The 18,995-nt window shown below is 67.8% G+C and carries 16 protein-coding genes; 5 read left to right on the top strand and 11 right to left on the bottom strand.

The features are described 5' to 3' along the window. The first annotated feature begins 27 nt into the window (after positions 1–27). Entirely contained in the window at positions 28–1,449 is a 1,422-nt protein-coding gene (locus CFB39_RS26635) for a PLP-dependent aminotransferase family protein (RefSeq protein WP_089475082.1), read from the top strand. A gap of 54 nt (positions 1,450–1,503) precedes the next feature. On the opposite strand, the gene CFB39_RS26630 is transcribed toward CFB39_RS26635, so the two are convergent. Further along, complete coding sequence (locus CFB39_RS26630; RefSeq protein WP_089475081.1) at positions 1,504–2,754, bottom strand: mechanosensitive ion channel family protein; 1,251 nt, start codon at positions 2,752–2,754, stop codon at positions 1,504–1,506. Between the two features lie 494 nt (positions 2,755–3,248). On the opposite strand from CFB39_RS26630, the gene CFB39_RS26620 reads away from it, so the two are divergent. Continuing rightward, complete coding sequence (locus CFB39_RS26620) at positions 3,249–4,967, top strand: SulP family inorganic anion transporter (protein WP_089475079.1); 1,719 nt, start codon at positions 3,249–3,251, stop codon at positions 4,965–4,967. A gap of 134 nt (positions 4,968–5,101) precedes the next feature. On the opposite strand, the gene CFB39_RS26615 is transcribed toward CFB39_RS26620, so the two are convergent. The 6 genes from CFB39_RS26615 to CFB39_RS26590 all read right to left on the bottom strand — a co-directional run bounded on the left by CFB39_RS26615 (position 5,102) and on the right by CFB39_RS26590 (position 9,633). Continuing rightward, a complete protein-coding gene (locus CFB39_RS26615; RefSeq protein WP_089475078.1) occupies positions 5,102–6,556 on the bottom strand; it encodes a DHA2 family efflux MFS transporter permease subunit in 1,455 nt (484 codons plus the stop codon). Continuing rightward, positions 6,553–7,116, bottom strand: a complete 564-nt coding sequence (locus CFB39_RS26610) for an isochorismatase family protein (protein WP_089475077.1) — start codon at positions 7,114–7,116, stop codon at positions 6,553–6,555. The genes CFB39_RS26615 and CFB39_RS26610 overlap by 4 nt, the downstream gene beginning before the upstream one ends. Positions 7,117–7,183: 67 nt before the next feature. Continuing rightward, positions 7,184–7,639, bottom strand: a complete 456-nt coding sequence (locus CFB39_RS26605; protein WP_089475076.1) for a MarR family winged helix-turn-helix transcriptional regulator — start codon at positions 7,637–7,639, stop codon at positions 7,184–7,186. A 73-nt stretch (positions 7,640–7,712) separates the two neighbouring features. Next, positions 7,713–7,946 carry a hypothetical protein gene (locus tag CFB39_RS26600; RefSeq protein ID WP_089427257.1) on the bottom strand — a complete coding sequence of 78 codons (234 nt, stop codon included), beginning with the start codon at positions 7,944–7,946 and terminating at the stop codon, positions 7,713–7,715. Between the two features lie 44 nt (positions 7,947–7,990). Beyond that, complete coding sequence (locus CFB39_RS26595) at positions 7,991–9,091, bottom strand: serine hydrolase (RefSeq protein WP_089475075.1); 1,101 nt, start codon at positions 9,089–9,091, stop codon at positions 7,991–7,993. A gap of 242 nt (positions 9,092–9,333) precedes the next feature. Next, positions 9,334–9,633 (bottom strand): hypothetical protein, encoded by a 300-nt coding sequence (locus CFB39_RS26590; RefSeq protein WP_089475074.1) that lies wholly within the window; start codon positions 9,631–9,633, stop codon positions 9,334–9,336. Between the two features lie 51 nt (positions 9,634–9,684). Here CFB39_RS26590 and CFB39_RS26585 point away from each other — a divergent pair, with 51 nt between their 5' ends. Together CFB39_RS26585 and CFB39_RS26580 are read left to right on the top strand one after the other, a co-directional pair. Next, on the top strand, positions 9,685–10,560 hold the full coding sequence (locus tag CFB39_RS26585; protein WP_089475073.1) for a LysR family transcriptional regulator: 876 nt from the start codon (positions 9,685–9,687) through the stop codon (positions 10,558–10,560). A 79-nt stretch (positions 10,561–10,639) separates the two neighbouring features. Next, positions 10,640–10,924 carry a transcriptional regulator gene (locus tag CFB39_RS26580; RefSeq protein ID WP_089475072.1) on the top strand — a complete coding sequence of 95 codons (285 nt, stop codon included), beginning with the start codon at positions 10,640–10,642 and terminating at the stop codon, positions 10,922–10,924. 58 nt (positions 10,925–10,982) lie between these two features. Here CFB39_RS26580 and CFB39_RS26575 read toward each other — a convergent pair whose 3' ends face one another. From CFB39_RS26575 to CFB39_RS26555, 3 genes are all read right to left on the bottom strand, one after another. Next, positions 10,983–11,726 (bottom strand): transporter, encoded by a 744-nt coding sequence (locus tag CFB39_RS26575; protein WP_089475071.1) that lies wholly within the window; start codon positions 11,724–11,726, stop codon positions 10,983–10,985. Positions 11,727–11,806: 80 nt separating this feature from the next. Next, the gene (gene mgtA, locus CFB39_RS26570) at positions 11,807–14,572 is read right to left on the bottom strand and encodes a magnesium-translocating P-type ATPase (RefSeq protein ID WP_089475070.1); all 2,766 of its coding nucleotides are present in this window, start codon (positions 14,570–14,572) and stop codon (positions 11,807–11,809) included. Positions 14,573–15,290: 718 nt separating this feature from the next. Next, the gene (locus CFB39_RS26555) at positions 15,291–16,949 is read right to left on the bottom strand and encodes a S8 family peptidase (protein ID WP_089475067.1); all 1,659 of its coding nucleotides are present in this window, start codon (positions 16,947–16,949) and stop codon (positions 15,291–15,293) included. Between the two features lie 421 nt (positions 16,950–17,370). Here CFB39_RS26555 and CFB39_RS26550 point away from each other — a divergent pair, with 421 nt between their 5' ends. Next, complete coding sequence (locus CFB39_RS26550; protein ID WP_089475066.1) at positions 17,371–18,267, top strand: glutamate/aspartate ABC transporter substrate-binding protein; 897 nt, start codon at positions 17,371–17,373, stop codon at positions 18,265–18,267. 75 nt (positions 18,268–18,342) lie between these two features. Here CFB39_RS26550 and CFB39_RS26545 read toward each other — a convergent pair whose 3' ends face one another. Next, positions 18,343–18,882 carry a hypothetical protein gene (locus tag CFB39_RS26545; RefSeq protein ID WP_089475065.1) on the bottom strand — a complete coding sequence of 180 codons (540 nt, stop codon included), beginning with the start codon at positions 18,880–18,882 and terminating at the stop codon, positions 18,343–18,345. Between the last annotated feature and the right edge of the window lie 113 nt (positions 18,883–18,995).

The following is an 18,995-nucleotide window of genomic DNA, read 5'->3' as shown; positions in this document are numbered from 1 at the left end:
GTTGAAGGGAAGTTGAAAGGGAGGCGCGTGAAGCGTTACGAACAACTGGCCGACGATCTCCAGGCGCAGATCGAGCGCGGCGTGTACCGGCCAGGCGAGCGGATTCCGTCGGTGCGGCAGGCGAGCCGGCAGCAGCAGCTCAGCGTCACGACCGTGCTGCGCGCGTACCTCGTGCTGGAAAGCCGCGGCCTGATCGAGAGCCGGCCGCAATCGGGCTATTTCGTCCGGGCGCGCGCGTCGGCGCCGGCCGAGGCCGAGCTGCACATGTCGGCGCCGGCCGCCGAGCCGTCGGCCGTGGACGTGAGTCGGCTCGTGCTGTCGACGCTGCGCTCGATCTCGCGCGACGACGCGGTGCCGCTCGGTTCGCCGTATCCCGATGCGTCGCAGTTTCCGGTGCAGCGTCTTGCGCGCTATGCACAGACGATCGGCCGCCGCCGCACGCGCTGGGGCGTGATCGACGATCTGCCGCCCGGCAACCAGGAGCTGATCCGCCAGATCGTGCGGCGCTACGCGGAGCGCGGGATCGTGGTCGAACCCGGCGAGATCGTGGTGACGATCGGCGCAACCGAGGCGATCAACCTGTGCCTGCAGGCCGTCGCGAAGCCGGGCGACACGATCGCCGTCGAGTCGCCAACGTTCTATGCGATGCTGCACGCGATCGAGCGGATGGGCATGCGCGCGCTCGAAGTCGCGACGCACCCGGTCGACGGCATCGATCTCGACGCGCTCGAACGGGTCCTCGAACGCGAGCGCATCGCCGCGTGCATGGTGATGCCGAACTTCCAGAATCCGCTCGGTTTCCAGATGCCCGACTCGCGCAAGCGCGCGCTCGTCGAACTGCTGGCGAAGCACGGCGTGCCGGCGATCGAAAGCGACGTCTATCACGAGCTGCACTTCGGCGACACGACGCCGAGCGCGCTGAAGTCGTTCGACCGCGACGGGCTCGTGCTGCATTGCGCGTCGTTCACGAAGAGCCTGTCGCCGCGCTACCGGATCGGCTGGGCGATGCCGGGCCGCTACCGCGATCAGGTCGAGAAGCTGAAATTCCTGAACACGCTGGCCACGCCCGCGATCGAGCAACTGGCGATTGCCGAGTACCTGAAATACGACGGCTACGATTTCCACCTGCGGCGCATGCGCAAGCAGTACGCGCAGCAGGCGAGCCTGATGAGCGCGATGGTGCGGCGTTTCTTTCCGGAAGGCACGCGGCTGTCGCAGCCGCAGGGCGGGTACGTGCTGTGGGTCGAGCTGCCGCGGCCGGTCGATGCGATGAAGCTGTATGCGGCCGCGCTTGCGCAAGGGATCACGGTCGGCCCCGGACACATGTTCTCGGCGAGCACCGATTACCGGCATTTCATCCGGCTCAACTACAGCTATCCGTGGTCGCGGCAGATCGAGGATGCGCTGAAGGTGCTCGGGCGGCTCGCGTCGGAGTGCGCGGCGCGCTGAGTGCCGGGGGCCGCGCGGCAAGCGGCGGCCGCCGACCGGCCGCCGCCGCATGCCTCACCCCGCGTGCGGCGCCTGCAGCCCGGCTTGCGCGGCGCTGACCATCTGCCGCATGTCGAAGCCCGACGGGTGCTGGTACACGCGCAGCCCGAACTCCGGCAGCACCGCGATCAGGTGATCGAACAGGTCGGACTGGATGGCCTCGTAGTCGACCCACGTCGTCGTGTCGGTGAAGCAGTACAGTTCGAGCGGAATGCCTTCGGCCGTGAGCGGCAGTTGGCGCGCCATGCAGGTCATGTCGCGGCGGATGCGCGGATGGCCCTTCAGGTAGTTCGCGACATACGCGCGGAACGTGCCGAGATTCGTCAGCTGGCGGCGGTTCGCCGGGCAGTCGCCGGCCGCGCCGAGCGTGCCGTTCCATTGCTCGATCGCGTCGACCTTGTCCTCGAGATAGTCCTTCAGCAGCGTCAGGCGTTCGAGCCGTTCGATCTCGTCGTGGGAGAGAAAACGCACGCTCGTCGCGTCGACGAACAGCGCGCGCTTGATGCGGCGCCCACCCGCTTCGGTCATTCCTCGCCAGTTCTGGTAGCTCTCGGTGATCAGCTTCCACGTCGGCACGGTGATGATCGTGTGATCGAAGTTCGCGATCTTGACGGTGTTCAGCGTGATGTCGATCACGGTGCCGTCCGCGCCGGCCGACGGCATCGTGATCCAGTCGCCGATCCGCAGCATGTCGTTCGACGACAGCTGCACGCCCGCGACGAGGCCGAGCAGCGTGTCCTTGAAGATCAGCATCAGCACCGCGGACATCGCGCCGATGCCCGACAGCAGCAGGCCGATCTGCTTGCCGGTCGCGTCGCCGATCACGACCAGCGCGGCCGTGATGAACATCACGAGCTTGACGAGCTGCATCGCGCCTTTCAGCGACAGGTGCGGCTGGCCGCGCTGATCGCGCTGGTACGTGCGATGCGTGTGTTCGAGCGCCGACAGCGTCGCGCTGACGGTCATCGTCACGAGGAACACGATCAGCGCGAACAGCACCTTGTCGGCGACCTCCGCGGCCGTCCCGGGGATGCCGGGCACCGCGCCGAGCCCGAACTTGATCACGACGAACGGGACGATACGGTTCAGCCATTTGAATGCGCCGAACTCGAACAGCGCGTCGTCGACGCGCGTGGCGGACAGCCGGGCGAGCCGCGCGACCACGCGGAACAGCAGGAAATGGACGACGGCGGTGATCGCGCCAGCGGCGGCGAGCAGGATGAGGGTGCCGACGAGCGGCGCAAACCAGGATTCGTTCAGGGTCATAGGGGCAAACAGGGGCCTTCTCGTGCGTTGAATCGGCGCCGCGGCGCGGCGCGCGCCCGGTGAAGGGCACATGAAAGGGACCGTGATTGTGCCATCGGGTTCCGGGCGCGTTACTGCGAGTGCAAGGTGCGCGTCTCCCGGATCTCCTCACCATTGCGTAGGTTTCCTCTGTAATCGGGTGAGGGCGCGTGGTGAAAGCGCATCACCGCGAGCCGCCGCACGCGCATGTCGCCGGATGCGTTGCGCGCGCGCCGGGGATCGGCTGGGGCCCGCTATGGCGGGCCTTCGCGCTTCGATGCGCGTGAACGGCGATCCATGCAATCATGCGGGCGTCGCCCGTGCCGGCGCGTGTGACGCTCGCCTTCGCGTGCGGCTCATCGCCGACGGTGAGCGACACGTGCCACCTTCGCGCACTTGCCATGGGACGCCTGCCCGGGGCACGATGCACGAACGACTTCGCGAACCACGCCACCCCGTATTCACGCATTCCACGCATGCAAGATTCCAACGAAAGCCGCCCGTCGGGCGTGCGGCTGCTGAAAGGCATCCTCCCGATCCGCCGTGGCGGGGCGATCCGCGACGTGTTCGCGGGTATTTCGCTCGCGTCGATGGACATCCCGCAGGTGCTCGGCTATGCGCGCATCGCCGGCATGCCGGCCGTCACGGGCCTCTACACGGTGTTCCTGCCGCTCGTCGCGTTCGCGTGCTTCGGCGCGTCGCGGCATCTGGTGGTGGCCGCCGATTCCGCGACCGCGACGATTTTCGCGAGCCGGCTGTCGTCGATGGCGCCGGCCGGCAGCGCCGAGTACGTGGCGCTGGCCGGCATGGTCGCCTTGCTGACCGCCGCGATGCTGCTGCTCGCACGCCTCTTCAAGCTCGGCTTTCTCGCCGATTTCCTGTCGCGCACGGTGCTGGTCGGCTTTCTCGCCGGCGTCGGCGTGCAGGTGTCGATCGCGATGCTCGGCGACATGCTCGGGCTGGCCGTGCCGTACCCGGCGTCGCGCAGCCTGGCGCAGCTCGACTACGTCGTCACGCATCTCGTCCACGCGAACCGGCCGACGTTCGCGCTCGCGGCGCTCGTCGTCGTCGCGATTCTCGCGTGCAAGCGGTTCCTGCCGCGCGTGCCGATGCCGATGATCGTGGTCGTGGGCAGCATCGCGGCCAGCTCCGCGTTCGGGTTCGCCGCGCACGGCATCGCGGTGCTCGGGCCGGTCGCCGGCGGGCTGCCGCCGTTGCGCTGGCCGTCCGTCACGTGGCAGCAGTGCCTCGATCTCGTGCCGGTCTCGGCTTCCTGCTTCGTGATGATCATCGCGCAGAGTGCGGCCGCCGCACGCGTGTTCGCGCAGCAGTACGACGAGGAGGTCGACACCAACGCCGACATCCTCGGCCTCGCGGCCGCGAATGCGGCGGCGGCGGTGGGCGGCGCGTTCGTCGTCAACGGCAGCCCGACGCAGACGGCGATGGCCGACGGCGCAGGCGTGCGCAGCCAGATCGGGCACCTCGCGTTCGCGGCCGTGGTGGCGGTGGTCCTGCTGTTCTTCAGCACCACTCTGCAGTACCTGCCGCACGCGGTGCTGGCCGGCATCGTGTTCACGATCGCGCTCGGGCTGATCAACGTGCGCAGTCTCGCCGCGATCCGCAAGGAAAGCCCCGGCGAGTTCACGCTCGCGCTGGTGACGGCACTGGCCGTCGTGGCGGTCGGCGTCGAGCACGGCATCCTGCTGGCCGTCGCACTGTCGCTGATGCGGCACGTGCGCCACAGCTACCAGCCGCATACGATGGTGCTCGAACCGGTCGAAGGCAACGGGCGATGGCAGCCGGTGCCCACGCGGCGCGGCGCGATGACGGCGCCCGGGTTGATCGTCTACCGGTTCGGCTCCGACCTGTTCTTCGCGAACGATCATCTGTTCACCGCCGAAGTGACCGAACTCGTCGAGGCGGCGCCGGTGCCGACGCGCTGGTTCGTCGTCGATGCGGGCGCGATCACCGATATCGACTACTCGGCCGCGCGGACGCTGACCGACCTCGTCAGGATGCTGCAGGCACGCGGGATCGGTGTGCTGTTCGGGCGTGTCAATCGCTACCTGCGCGCGGACATGGATCGTCACCGGATCACGGAGATCGTCGGCGCGTCGTGCATCTTCCCGACGCTGCACCAGGCACTCGAGGCCGCCGGCACGACGCCGGCGCCGCAGGAACCGGGCATCGTGTAGCGGGAGCGGACGCTAGGCCGCCGCCCGTACGCGCGCGAAGCCGTTGCGCAGGTGGCGTCGATCGTGCCGATGTGGTTGCCGTAACCACGCCGCGCGGGGGGCGCGGCGTGACGTAGCCCAGCCAGCGCCCGCGGTCAGCGCGAACCGGCGCGCGCGGCGCCGGCAGGTTTCCCGCCCGCACCGGCCGACCACAACGGCAACCGCAGCGTCGTGACGAAGCTTGCCGCGTGCAGCACGCAAAGCAGGCCGAACGCCCACGCATACGCGTTCGCCTGCGTGCCGCCGCTCGCCACCGATTCGGCCTGCAGCCGCCACGCGAGGAACAGCGAGCAGATCGTCGTGAACGTCGGGCCACCGAGACGCTGCACGATATTGAGCGAGGTCGTCGCCATCGGCAGGTTGCGGCGCTCCACTGACGCATACGCGGCGGAAATCGACGGCGCGCCGATCGCGCTCTGGCCCATGCCGCGCAGGAACAGCGCGGGCACGAGCAGGACCGGATCGTAGCCGCTCAGCGCGAGAAACACCAACGGCAGCGTCGCGAACAGCGCGAGCAGGGCGCCTGCGGCGGCCAGCCGGCGCACGCCGAACCGGCTCGTGAGCGCGCCCATCGACGGGTAGGTGACCAGCATGCCGAGCCCCATCGGCGCGAGCAGCCAGCCCATTTCGCCGGGCGTGCGGCCGCAGGCCTGGATCAGGAACACCGGAATCAGCATCTGGCCCGCGAACAGCGCGCCGTTCGACAGAAACTGCGTCGACGCGGCCGCGCCGAACACCTTCCGGCGAAACAGCGCCAGGTCGATCAACGCGCGGTCGCCCTTGCGCGTTTCGACCCGCAGGAACGCCGCGAGCAACAGCGCGGCCGCGACGATCGCCGCGATGCCGAGCGCTTCGTTGATCCGCTCGATCCCGTACAGGAACAGCACGAGCCCCGGCGACAGCAGCGCGAGGCCGACCCAGTCGAGTTCGCGCGGCTGCGTGTCGTCGCGGTCGCCGGGCAGGAACCACACGGCCAGCGCGAGCGCCAGCACGCCGACGGGCAGGTTCACGAGAAACAGCCAGCGCCACGACGTGTGCTGCAGGATCGCGCCGGCGACGACCGGGCCGAGGATCGGTGCGAGCAGCACCGGCACGGCCGCGTAGCCGATCACGCGCGCCATCTGCTGGCCGGCGACGCGTGCGATCATCATCTGCGCCATCGGCGCGAGCAGCCCGCCGCTCACGCCTTGCAGCACGCGGAAGGCGATCAGCGAGGGCGCGGACCAAGCGAGCCCGCACAGCGCCGACGTGAGCGTGAACGCCGAGAAGCACCACAAATACAGCGCCTTCGCGCCGATCCGGTCGACGAGCCAGCCGTTCAGCGGCAGCACCAGCGTGAGCGCGAGCAGGTAGCCGCTCGTCACCCACTGGATCGTCGCGAGGTTTGCGTGCAGGTCGGTCGCGAGGCTCGACAGCGACACGTTGACGATCGTCGCGTCGAGTTGCGCTAGCAACGAGCCCAGCACCGCGACCGCGCTGACCTTCCAGATCGACGGATCGAGCCGGCCGGCCGCGTGGTCCCGCGCCGGCCGAGTGCGTGGATCGCTCACGCGCCGCGCCGGTCGAGCAGCGCGACGATGTCCTGCGTCGTGCCCGTCTCGCCGAGGCGCGGGAACAGACGCTCGATGCTGTTCACATGCGCATCCGCATTGAGGTCGGTCATCGCATCGACGGCGAGCGTGACGTTGTAGCCGAGTTCATGTGCCTGCCGTGCAGTCGATTCGACGCCGATGCTCGTCGCGACGCCGGTCAGCACGATCTGCGTGACGCCGGCCGCTTTCAGGTGCGCGTCGAGATCGGTGCCGGTGAAGGCGCCCCAGGTCTTTTTCGTCACGAGGTGGTCGCCCGGTTGCCGGGTCAGTTCGGGCACGAGTTCGGCCCAGTCAGCCGGGAGCTGTGCCGTACGCGGCGGTTGCTCGGTGCGACCCGGTGCGCCGCCCGCGACGTTGACGAGCACGACCGGCAGGCCGCGGCTGCGGAATGCGTCGAGCAGTTCACGGGCGTGCGCGATCACCGGTTCGACCGGGTGCGCGGTGGGGAGGGCGACGATGCCTTTCTGCAGGTCGATGACGACGAGGGCCGTGTTCGTGTCGAGACGGGTTGCGCTCATGATGGGACTCCGTGAAAGGGGCGAAGGAAGCCGTGCGCGCGAATGCCGTGGGGCGCGCCGGCCGGATTCATTGCTCGCCGATGCGGCGGATCAGCGGGATCGCGGCGGCGAGCGTGGCGATGTCTTCGGGATCGAGTTGCGCGATCGCGGCGCCGAGCCACTTGTGCTTCGCGGCGTTGCGCTTGAGCCGCGCGTCGAGCCCGGCCGCGGTCAGCCGGAACAGGATCTGGCGGCCGTCGGTCGGATGCGGTTCGCGTTCGACGAGACCATCTTCCTCGAGGCTGGCAAGCGTCGCCTTCATCGACTGCGGCTTCATTGCTTCGGCGCGCGCGAGGTCGGCGGTCGTCATCGGCCCGTGCCGTTCGAGTCGCGCGAGCGCGCTCGTCTGGGACATGCCGAGCCCGCCGGATTCGATCTCCGAGCGGAGTCGGCGGATCAACTGGCCGACCGCGAGGGTCAGATCGGCGGCGACGATATCGGCGGAAGCGCCGGATTTGCGTGGCGGGTTCATGCGGCGGATCATAGGACACGACAGTTAAACTTGCAAGTTTAACTGTCTAATTGATCGCCGGATCGCGGTGCAGCCGGGCGGGTGGTTACGCGCCGGGGAGCGGGACCGGTACGACTTCGCTGTATCGCGGGGTCGCGCTTTCGTGCAGCAGGTCGCCGAGGTATTGCGCCAGTTCGTCGGCGGCAAGCTCGGACGGAATGTGCAGGTTTGCCGGGCGCCGCTTGCCTTCGGCGCCGAGAGCGAACACGATCCAGCGGTCGTTCTTGCGTACGACGGCGAGTAGCCGGCCAAATGCGTTGAAGCGGTATTCGTCCTGCATGGCATCGCTCCGTGACGGTGAACGCGCCGGCCGCCCGTGCGCGCTTACTGGATCGAGCAGGACAGCCAGCGATGGATCTTGATGGCATCGCTCGAGACGCCCGCGCGCGTCGGCGCGCCGAGCAGCACGACCGTTTCGCGGCGGCCCTTCACACGCATGCGCATCACGACGCCGTGCCCCGACTCGTTGATGAAGCCGGTTTTCTGCAGCCGGATCGGCAGGCGGCGGTAGCGGACGAGCGGGTCGGAATTCACATACAGCAGCTCGCCGTCGCCCGGGCGCACGGTGGTCGACGTATCCGTCGAGAAATAGCGGATCAGCGGATCCTGCGCGGCCGCGCCGACGAGCTTCGCGAGATCCTCCGCCGTCGACACGTTGTGCGGCGACAGGCCGGTGGGCTCGCGGAAGTGCGTATGGCGCATGCCGAGGCGGCGCGCTTCGCGGTTCATTGCCTTGACGAACGCGGCGCGTCCGCCCGGATAGTCGCGGCTCAGCGCGGCGGCCGCGCGGTTTTCCGACGACATCAGCGCGATATGGAACATCTCGCGGCGCGACAGTTCCGAGCCGACCTGCAGGCGCGACCCGGTGAACTTGATCGTGTCGCGGTCGTGCGCGGTGACGCGCAGCACGCCGTTCAGCGGGCGATCCGCGTCGCGCGCGACGACGGCCGTCATCAGCTTCGAGATCGACGCGATCGGCCGCACGGTGCGTGCGTTGCGGGCCAGCAGCGGCGTGCCGGAGTCGACGTCGAGCACGTAGGCGGCGCGTGAATGGAGCGAGTTGACTGCGCGCGGGTTATAGCCGCAGCTTGCCATCAGGCGCGGCCTGGCGGCCGCCGGGCGCGGGCGCACGGCAGTCGTGCGCTTGGCGCGACGCTGCTGCGGGGCCGGTGCCGCCTGGCGCTTGACTGCCTGATGCTTCACGCGCGGGCGGCGGTGCTTGACGGCCTTCTGCTTACGCTGCGCGGGCTTTTTCCTGACGGCTTTCTTGACGACCTTTTTCGCATGCGGCTGCACATGCGCGACGCGCTGCGGCGTGTGACGTTGTGCGGACGACGCGTTCGTCGAGAAGGCGAACATCAGCATCGACAGGGCGACGAGCAGGGTGGTCCGGGCGAGAGGCAGGCGCGCGATGAGGCCGGTCAAGCGAAAGTCTCCTTGTCACGCGTGGCGAGGCGGCGTGAAATGCGTGGGCGGTCAGCGGGATGCGGAAAATTATACGGTCGATCGCGGGGCGATGACGATTGAAGGCGGGAAAAGATGCGCGATTCGGTGAAATTGGGAGGCGCTGATCGGTGATTCGAGGAGGGCGCAGTGGCCTGTGCGCTGGCGGTCGCTCGATATATGACGCGATACGCGGCGCGATCGTGGATCGATAGCGCCGATGCTCAACGCGGCCAGTTGCGCCGCGACACCACCGCGAAGCTGATCGCGATCGAGCCGGTCACGGGGCGCGGCGGTGCGTCGTTCGTCGCGCTCATCGCGTCCACCGCATCGCCGAAACGAAAGCGGCGGCCGCGGCCGTCAGCGCGTTCGGCACGACGTTTCGGCGCGCGCGGATCGGCCGCTGCGGCGCGCTCATCGAGGGCGGCCCGTGCGCACGACGTGTCGTCGGGCGGACATTCACGGACGAGATCTAAAGACATGACGGTCGATTCCTGAAAGGGCATGTCCGTATTGAACGCCATCGCATTCGATCGGTAAAATGAATGTTTCGATCGTTACGATTCCTTTTAAGAATGGAATTGAAACTGCTGCGAACCTTCCTGACGGTCACCGAGCTGTGCCATTTCAGCCGCGCGGCCGATGCGCTGCACATGAGCCAGCCGGCACTGAGCAAGCAGATCGGCGCGCTCGAGGCGAGCCTCGGCGGCAAGCTGTTCGAGCGTGGCCGGCACGGCGCGGAGCTCACTGCGTTCGGCGAGCGTTTCCTGCCCGATGCGCAGGCGCTGGTGCGCGATGCGGACGAGATTCTCGTGCGCGCGCGTGAGCTGTCGAGCGGGCAGCGCGGGCATTTGCGGCTGGGCATCTGCCTGTCGGTGCTGACGCTCGTCCCGAAGCTCGTCGCGGAATTTCGCCGCCGGAATCCCGGCATTGCCGTGACGTTGAGCGACCTGTCGTCCGCGGAGCAGACGCGCCGGTTGCGTGCGGGCAAGCTCGATGCGGGATTCCTGCGCCTGCCGTCGGACGAAGGTTTGTCGTCGTTCAAGGTGATCGACGAGGCGCTGGCGCTGGCGGTGCCGCCGCATCTCGGCCTGAAGCGCGTGCCGGCCGATCTCGGCACGCTCAACGAGATCGGCTTCATCGCGTTGCAGCGCGCACGCGGCCAAGGGTTGGCCGCGCAGGTCGACCGGTGGTGCGTCGAGCGCCGTTTCGTGCCGCACGTGACGCAGCAGGCCGAGGACGTGCAGTCGGTGCTCGCGTCGGTCGCGGCCGGCGCGGGCGTCGCGTTCATTCCGTCGCGTGCGCAATATCTGCTGCGCGACGCGACGGTATTGCCGCTCGACGGCAAGGATGCGAAGTGGCGCGTCGGGCTCGCCTGGCTGTCGGATCGCGACGATCCCGTCACCACACGCTTCGTGTCGTTCATGCGTGCCGCGATCAAGAATGCATGAGGGACGAAGCGGTATAGTGTCCTCAGCCGGCAGCGGTCGCCCGATCGCCAGCCCCAGTCTCGCTCAACAACCACCACCCATGACTTCAGAATCCGACGACGCCCCGCTCGATCCCGCACTCGTCGCGACGCTCGCGACACTGAACGACGCCGCGAGCGATCCGGCCGGCAAGGTCTGGTCGCTGCCGAAGATCGCGAAACGCACGCAACTGCCGATGAGCACGCTGCGCCGCGTGCTCACGCAGCTCGACGCCGCCGGCCTGAGCGCGACGACGTTGAACGAGGACGGTACCGGCAGCGCCGCGCTGACCGACGAAGGGCGCGCGGTGTGCGCGCAACTGTTCGGCGCGAACGACGCGCAATGAAAACCGGGCCGCTGGAAGCGGCCCGTCGTCTTGCGGTTCGACGCTCGGCGTCGATGCGTTACCACCGCACCGTCACGCCGCCCATCACCGAATGATCGTAGGTCTGGTCGTTCAGCCCGCGCCGGTAGCCGAGGTCGAGATCGAGCCACGGCTTCGGCGAATAGATCGCGCCCGCGATCACGAAGGCGGGATTCGCGCCTGCGCTGCTTGCCGTGTGGCGCGACGTGCCGATGTCGGCCACGATCTGCAACGTGTCGGTCGCCTTGTAGATCGCCGCGCCGGACACGGCCCAGATCGACGTCAGGTCGCCCTGGCGATTCGGCTGGTATGTCATGCCCGCATTCGCGAGGAACGAAAATCGCGCGACGTCGAGCTGCGCGAGCAGCGTTGCGCCGGTGCCCACGCGGCCGGTGCCGAGCCCGCGCCGGTCGTTGCCGGTCGGCGCGGTCAGTTTCGGCTTCAGCGCGATCGACAGCGGGCCGCGCTCGACGAACCGCCATTTCATGCCGATCTCGACATCGCCGATTCCGGCGCCGTTTTCATCGGTGCGTGTTTGCAGATGCGTGTACGGCGCGTTCACGTAGAGATCGACGTGCTCGCCGAACCCGCGCGTGAGCGTCGCGTTCCACAGCTGGTGGCGGCCGTTTTCTTCCTGTTTCGAGGTTTCCTCGGCATTGAATTCGAACTGCCAGTTCGCGTTGCCCTGCGTGCCCGTGTCGTCGCTGACGAGCGGGTGGGTGGCGAGGGCATCGAACGGCGCGAGGAAGGCGCTCGCGGCTGCGAGCGGAAGCATTCTTTTCATCGTGTCACCCGAGATGCGTGGCGAGCCTGCCGGCCCACGCCCAGGCAGGCGCAGGCCGGCAGGTCGTCAAGCGAAGACGTTCAGAACCACTGCTTGTAGCGGTGCACGTAGATCGTCTTGACGATCTGCGCGAGCAGGATGTAGCCGACCATCGTCGCGGCGAGCCACAGCCAGAAGGTGCCCGGCAGGTGCATGAAGCCGAGTGATTCGGCGAACGGCGAGAACGGCAGCCAGCAGCCGATCGCGATCGCGGTGAACGTCGACAGCAGCACCGGCAGCGCGGCCGTGCTCTGCAGGAACGGGATCTTCTGCGTGCGCAGCAGGTGCACGACGAGCGTCTGCGATACCAGGCTCTCGATGAACCAGCCCGAGTTCATCACGATCTGGCCGCCGGTGCCGCCGTTCAGGTGATACATCGCACCCGCGCCGAACACGGTCCACATCAGGATGTACGTCGTGATGTCGAACACCGACGACGTCGGCCCGACCCACAGCATGAAGCGGCTGATGTTGCCGGCTTCCCACTTGCGCGGCTTCTTCAGGAACTCGGGATCCATCTTGTCCCACGGCAGCAGCATCTGCGACGTGTCGTAGATCAGGTTCAGCACGAGCAGCTGCGTCGCGAGCATCGGCTCCCACGGCAGGAACGCGCTGGCGACGAGCACCGAGAACACGTTGCCGAAGTTCGAGCTGGCGGTCATGTTCAGGTACTTCAGGATGTTGCCGAACGTCTCGCGGCCCTTGATCACGCCTTCCTCGAGCACCATCAGGCTCTTTTCGAGCAGGATGATGTCGGCGGTTTCCTTCGCGATGTCGGCGCCGCTGTCGACCGAGATGCCGACGTCGGCGTCGCGCAGCGCGGGCGCATCGTTGATGCCGTCGCCGAGGAAGCCGACCGTGTGGCCGTTCGCCTGCAGCGCCTTGACGATGCGCGCCTTCTGCAGCGGCGTGAGCTTCGCGAACACGGTCGTGCGTTCGACGACTTCCGCGAGCGTCGCGTCGTCGAGCGCTTCGATTTCCGTGCCGAGGATCGGCTTGCCGGGTTCGAGGCCGACCTGGCGGCACACCTTCATCGTGACGACCGGGTTGTCGCCCGTCAGCACCTTCACCGCGACGCCGTTTTCGCGCAGCGCGGCGAGCGCCGGCGCGGCCGATTCCTTCGGCGGATCGAGGAAGGTCAGGAAGCCGCGCACGACGAGGTCGTGTTCGTCGGCGGTGCGGTACTGCTGGCGCTCGTCGCCGCGCGGGATCGTGCGCGTGGCGAGCACCAGCACGCGGAAGCCGTCCTCGTTGTAGGCGCTCGCCTGTTCGAGCAGCCGCTTGCGCGCGACGAAGTCGAGCGGGCGCACGCCGTCCTCATCCTGCACGTGCGTGGAGACGGCCAGCATTTCCTCGACCGCGCCCTTGCAGATCAGCAGGTGCGTGCCGTGCCTGTCCTCGACGACGACCGACAGGCGGCGCCGCACGAAGTCGAACGGCAGTTCGTCGATCTTCTTGTAGCCCTGCGGCTTCACGCGCTCGCCGATCTCGTCGGCACGCGCGACGACCGCGATGTCGATCAGGTTCTTCTGGCCGCTCTGGTGGAAGCTGTTCAGCCAGCCGAGCCGCAGGATCTCCTCGTCCTTGTAGCCCGACAGGTCGAGGTGATGTTCGAGGATGATCTTGTCCTGCGTGAGCGTGCCGGTCTTGTCGGTGCACAGCACGTCCATCGCGCCGAAGTTCTGCACCGAGTTCAGCCGCTTGACGACGACCTTGCGGCGGGCCATCGCCACCGCGCCGCGCGCGAGGTTCGCGCTGACGATCATCGGCAGCATCTCCGGCGTGAGGCCCACGGCCACCGCGAGGGCGAACGTGAGCGCGCTCAGCCAGTCGCCCTTGGTCAGCCCGTTGATCATGAATACGATCGGCACCATCACGAACATGAACTTGATCAGCAGCCAGCTCACGCTCGCGACGCCGCGGTCGAAGCTCGTCTCGATGCGCTTGTGGCTCACGACGTTGCGCGCGAGCGAGCCGAAGTAGGTGTCCTCGCCGGTCGCGACGACGACGGCCGTCGCCGTGCCGCTGACGACGTTGGTGCCCATGAAGCAGACGTTCTCGAGATCGAGCAGCGATGCCGACGTATCGGTCGCGGAGTCGGCCGCGCGCGTGCCGGCGGATTTGCCGGCGACCGCGCCGAGCGTGTCGTACTTCTCGACGGGCAGCGCCTCGCCGGTCAGCACGGCCTGGCTGATGAACAGGTCGCGCGACGCGAGCAGGCGCACGTCCGCCGGGATCATGTCGCCGGCCGACAGGTGCACGATGTCGCCGGCCACGACTTCCCGCATCGGCACGTCGCGGCGTGTCGGCTCGGACGTGTCGGTCATGGCGCGCTGCACGGTGGCCGTCGTGCGGACCATCGCCTTCAGCTTCTCGGCCGCGCGCAGCGAACGGAATTCCTGCACGAAGCGCAGCAGCGCGCTGATCGTGACCATCGTCAGCAGGATCGTCATGCCGACGTAGTCGCGATCGTCGGGCGCGGCGAAGTAGACGTCGGTGAAGAAGCTGATGGCGGCCAGCACCAGCAGCACGTAGACGAACGGGTTGTGGAACGAGAGCAGCAGCTGGCGGGTCCAGTGCGGCGGCTTGTCGTGCGCGATTTCGTTCGGGCCGTAGTGCTGCAGGCGGTCGGCGGCCTGGTCGTAGGTGAGGCCGCGCGTGCTGGTGTTCAGCGACTTCAGCGTCTCTTCGAGCGGACGGGCCGCTTCCTGCGCCGCGCGCATGATGCGCGGGTCGTTCTGCTGGGCGCCGCCGGCCTTGATGAAGCCGCGCTGTTTCTTTTGCGATGTGTTGTGTCGTGTTGTCATGAGTCGCTCCTAGCGCACGAGGCGGCGGGCGGGGAGCGACCGTGACGTTATCGACGCACGAGCGCTCCCCGCCGCGTCGCGTCAGGCGCGATCGGCTGTGGATCGGTGAAGGCGGGAACGCTCGCCGGCGCGTGCGGTGCGGCCGGAGGGGCGATGCGCGGCGTCGCACCGGCGAGCGGTAATCGACTACTGTCGTCTGAGTTCATCTGCACTCCTGTCGGTTGCGGATAATCGGCACGGGCGATCGACGGCGACGCACGCACGAAGGCGCGCGGCCGGACGGCACGCGAACGGAAAACGCACGCGGCTGACGCTGCGCGCAACACGAACGCACGCGCGCGACGGCGCATCGCGTGCATTCGACAACCATGAAAATTCGGCGGGAGATCTGGCCAGTCAAGTCAGGCCGGAAGGACGCCGCATCCTGCTTCCCGGGATGCGGCAGAAGACGAGGCTCTGCGCGTTTTCCTCAGGCAGCAGTCGAGTTGGTCGAGGACCAACTACAACTCGCATCGGTGTTCACAGAACACTCCATGTAATTAGACGGGAGCGATGGTAATGGGTCGCTGTGCGAAGCGTCAACCCTTTTGTCAGTCGTTATTTCGAGAAACGTAATCGGGGTGAGGGGTGCGCGGCGCGCCGTCGGATCGACGCCAATGAAACGGCCGCGCGCATGCGATATCGGCATGCGCGCGGCCGTGTCGAAGCAGGTGGCGTATTAGTGGGCCGATGCGACGGCGGCCCCTGCATCGAGGATGCCCGAGCCCGCCGGCATCGCGGTGCACGACGTGCCGGCCGCGAGCTTGGCCGTGCGCGTGCCGCCCTGCAGCTTCTGCTGGATCTGCGCGGGCGTGAGGTTGCCGTTCACCGACAACATCAGCGCGGCAACCCCCGTCACTTGCGGCGTGGCGAGGCTGGTGCCGTTCGCGAGGCCGTAGGTGTCCGAGCCCGGGGTCGTCGTGCCGGTATTCGACGTCGACAGGATGTTGACGCCCGGTGCGCTCAGCGAGACATCGGGACCGAAGTTGCTGAACGACGCGCGGCGGCCGGTCGCGTCGGTGGCGCCGACGCTGATCACGCCGCGGCAGTTCGCGGGCTGGTCGAGCCCGGTCGACAGGCCGTCGTTGCCGGCCGCGACGACGACGGTCACGCCCTTCGCGGTCACGTCGTCGATGGCCTGCTGGAACGTCGTGCTGCACGCGCCGATACCACCGAGGCTCAGGTTGATGACCTTCGCGGGGCGCGGGTTGTTCGGCACGCCGTTCACCGCGATGCCGGCGGCCCAGCGCATCCCGTCGGCGATGTCGCTCGTCGTGCCGCCGCACTTGCCGAGCACGCGCACCGGCAGGATCTGGCCGAGCCACGACACACCGGCGATGCCGGTGCCGTTGTTGGCGGTCGCGCCGATCACGCCCATCACGCGGGTGCCGTGCCAGCTGCTGTCGCTCGGCTGGCTCGCGCAGTGATAGTACGGACCGTTTGCGTTGTCGAGTTCCTGCTGCGTGACCCAGTCGCCCGGGTCGGTCGCATCAGGGCTGCGGGTCAGGCCGTTGTTGCTGGTGTTGACGTTGCTGATGAAGCTGTAGCCGGACAGCAGGTTGCCGACGAGGTCGGCGTGCGGCCGGTAGCCCGTGTCGAGCACGGCCGTGACGACGGTCGGCGAACCCTTGGTCACGCTCCACGCGGGCGGCAGGTCGATCCCGGCGGTCGGGTCGGACAGGTACCACTGCTGGCTGTAGAGCGGGTCGCTCGGCGTGTCGCGGATCTGCATCGGATGATCCGGTTCCGCGTAGTCGACGTCCGAATCGGCTGCGAATGCCTGCGCGAGCGCGGCGGCGTCGGTGGCGGCCATGCGTTGGCCGAGCGACAGCACGCTCGCGCCGTTCGAGATCGTCCGTTCGACCTGCACGTTCACCGGCGTTTGCCCGACCGTGCTCGCATACGCACGTGCGCTGCCGGCGACCGGCGCCGTCCAGCGCGTCAGCGAGCGCTGGATCACCGCGTCGAGCCGCGTCCCGTTGTCGATGGCGGCCATCGCACGCGTGGCCGTCAGCGTCTTCAGCTTGACGATCAGGTGATCGATCGGCGGTTCGGTCGGCGCGGTCTGCGCGGCCATCTGCACGGCGGCCTGCTGCGTCGTGCACGCATTGCTGCCGGACGACGTGGGCGGGTTCGTGGGATTGGACGGCGCGGGAGACGGCGTGGGGGCAGGGGCAGGGGCAGGCGCTGCGTTGGAAGAAGACGGGTTGCTGCCGTCGCCGCCGCCTCCGCCGCCGCAACCGGCGAGGGGCAGGAGGGCGGCGGCGGACAGCATGCCGGCGAGCATGCGCGCATGTGCGGAGCGCGCCAGCGCAAAATTGAAACGCTTGGTTCTCATGTTGAAACTCGATCCTCGTAGATAACCGTCGTGCCGGCGGTGGCGCTGGTCCGGCTGACCCGGACCTTGTCTTTTTTGTCTGACGGTTGCAGCCAGGTTGCTGCGACGCGCCATGCACTGGGTAACGGCCTGCGCGGCGGCTTCTTGAGTGCGTTTCACGAGAAAAACCGGGGTGGGCGCAAACGATTACGTTGGTGCGTCGCAGCATGAACGCGTGTTTGGAACGCGTGGCACAAAAGGTGGGGCGAGTCCGTGCGCGGCCGGTCGGGCGACACGTGCGGCGCGGGCGCGTTTGCGCGGTACGGAAAACATCTTTCACGGCGCGGCCGCGGCGGAAGGTTGATGACGCTTTCCCTGATGCGACGCGAATTTTGTCGGGCGTACGATCGCGATTCGATCAACGTTTCGTCAGGAGAAAGGCATGGATCGCCGCTTACGCTGGCTGGCCGTTACGCTGTCCTGTGCGCTGGCGGGCGCCGCGCACGCGCAGGCCCTCACCGGCACGCTGAAGAAGATCAAGGACACGGGCGTGGTGTCGCTGGGCATTCGCGAATCGTCGGTGCCGTTCTCGTATTCGGACAACCAGCAGAAGAACATCGGCTATTCGCGGGACATCGCGTCGCGCATCATCGACCAGTTGAAGACGGAACTGAACGCGCCGAACCTCACCGTGAAGGAAATCCCGATCACGTCGCAGAACCGGATTCCGCTGTTGCAGAACGGGACGATCGATTTCGAATGCGGATCGACGACCAACACGCTCGAACGGCAGAAGCAGGCCGCGTTCTCGAACAGCATCTTTCTTTATGGCATCCGCTTCAGCACGCGCAAGGATTCCGGCGTGAAGGACTTCGCGGACCTGGCCGGCAAGACGGTCGCGACGACGGCCGGCACGTCGGACGAGCGCCTGCTGCGCAAGCTCAACGAAGAGAAGGCGATGAACATGACGATCATCAGCGCGAAGGATCATGCCGAAGCGTTCATGAACGTCACGACCGGGCGCGCGGTGGCGTTCGTGATGGACGAGCCGCTGCTGTACGGCGAGATCGCGAAGGACCGCAACCCGGGCGCGTACACGGTGACGGGCACGCCGCTCGTCCACGAGAACTACGCGTGCATGATGCGCAGGGACGATCCGGCGTTCAAGCACGTGGTCGACGGCGTGATCGCGAAGATGCAGACGTCGGGCGCGGCCGAGAAGCTCTACAACCAGTGGTTCACGCAACCGATTCCGCCCAAGGGCGTGAGCCTGAACTATCCGCTGTCGGCGGAGATGAAGGAGCTGTTCAGGAATCCGACGGATCAGGCGCAGTATTGATTCGGCCGTCGCAATGAAAAACCGCCGGCGTACGCAGGCGGTTCGAGCGCGCCGCGCCGAGCGGCGCGAAGCGTGTCAGGCCTTGATTTCCGGGCCGCGCGCGGCGGGGGCGGCAGGGGCGGCCGGCGTTGCCGGGGCCGTCGAACGCACCGACGGCTGCGCCGGCACGATGACGAGCACCGGCTCGGGCATGGCCCACGGCGCCATCGCGAAGCCGACGGGCTGCGGCATCGGCATCGCGAACGCATTGGCGAGCGCGATGTGCTGGAGCGCCATCATCTGCTGCTGCATCGCGACCATCTGCGCCTGAGCCGCCTGCATCCGGTACTGCGCGGCCTGCATTTGCCGCCACGCTGCCGCGGGCGGCAGGCCGCCCGACGACGACGTCTGCATCTCGACGCTCGCGCCGCCTTGCGGGCTGTGCCAGCTCCACGTGCTGACCTTCATCGGCCCGACGGCCGTCTGGACGACGCGCGTTTCGGCTTTCACGGGCACGGCCTGCCCGTCGACGTTGACGAACATCGGTTGGGCGGCCGCCGCGCCGGCCTGCCCGGCCAGGGCGAACACGGGCACCAGCGCCAGCGCGCCCGCCGCCATATACGAACGGAATCGCATCTTCGTATCTCCATCAAACGAGACTGATCGAATCAACAATGACGTGCGGCTCACGGAGTGAGCCATCCGGGACAATGCAGCCATCGGCTTAAATCAACATTAAAACCGCCGCC

Origin of the sequence: Burkholderia sp. AU6039 (genome assembly GCF_002223365.1) — a bacterium.
In the GTDB taxonomy this organism is placed as follows: Bacteria; Pseudomonadota; Gammaproteobacteria; order Burkholderiales; family Burkholderiaceae; genus Burkholderia.
This window is presented reverse-complemented; position numbering and strand designations above follow the sequence as displayed.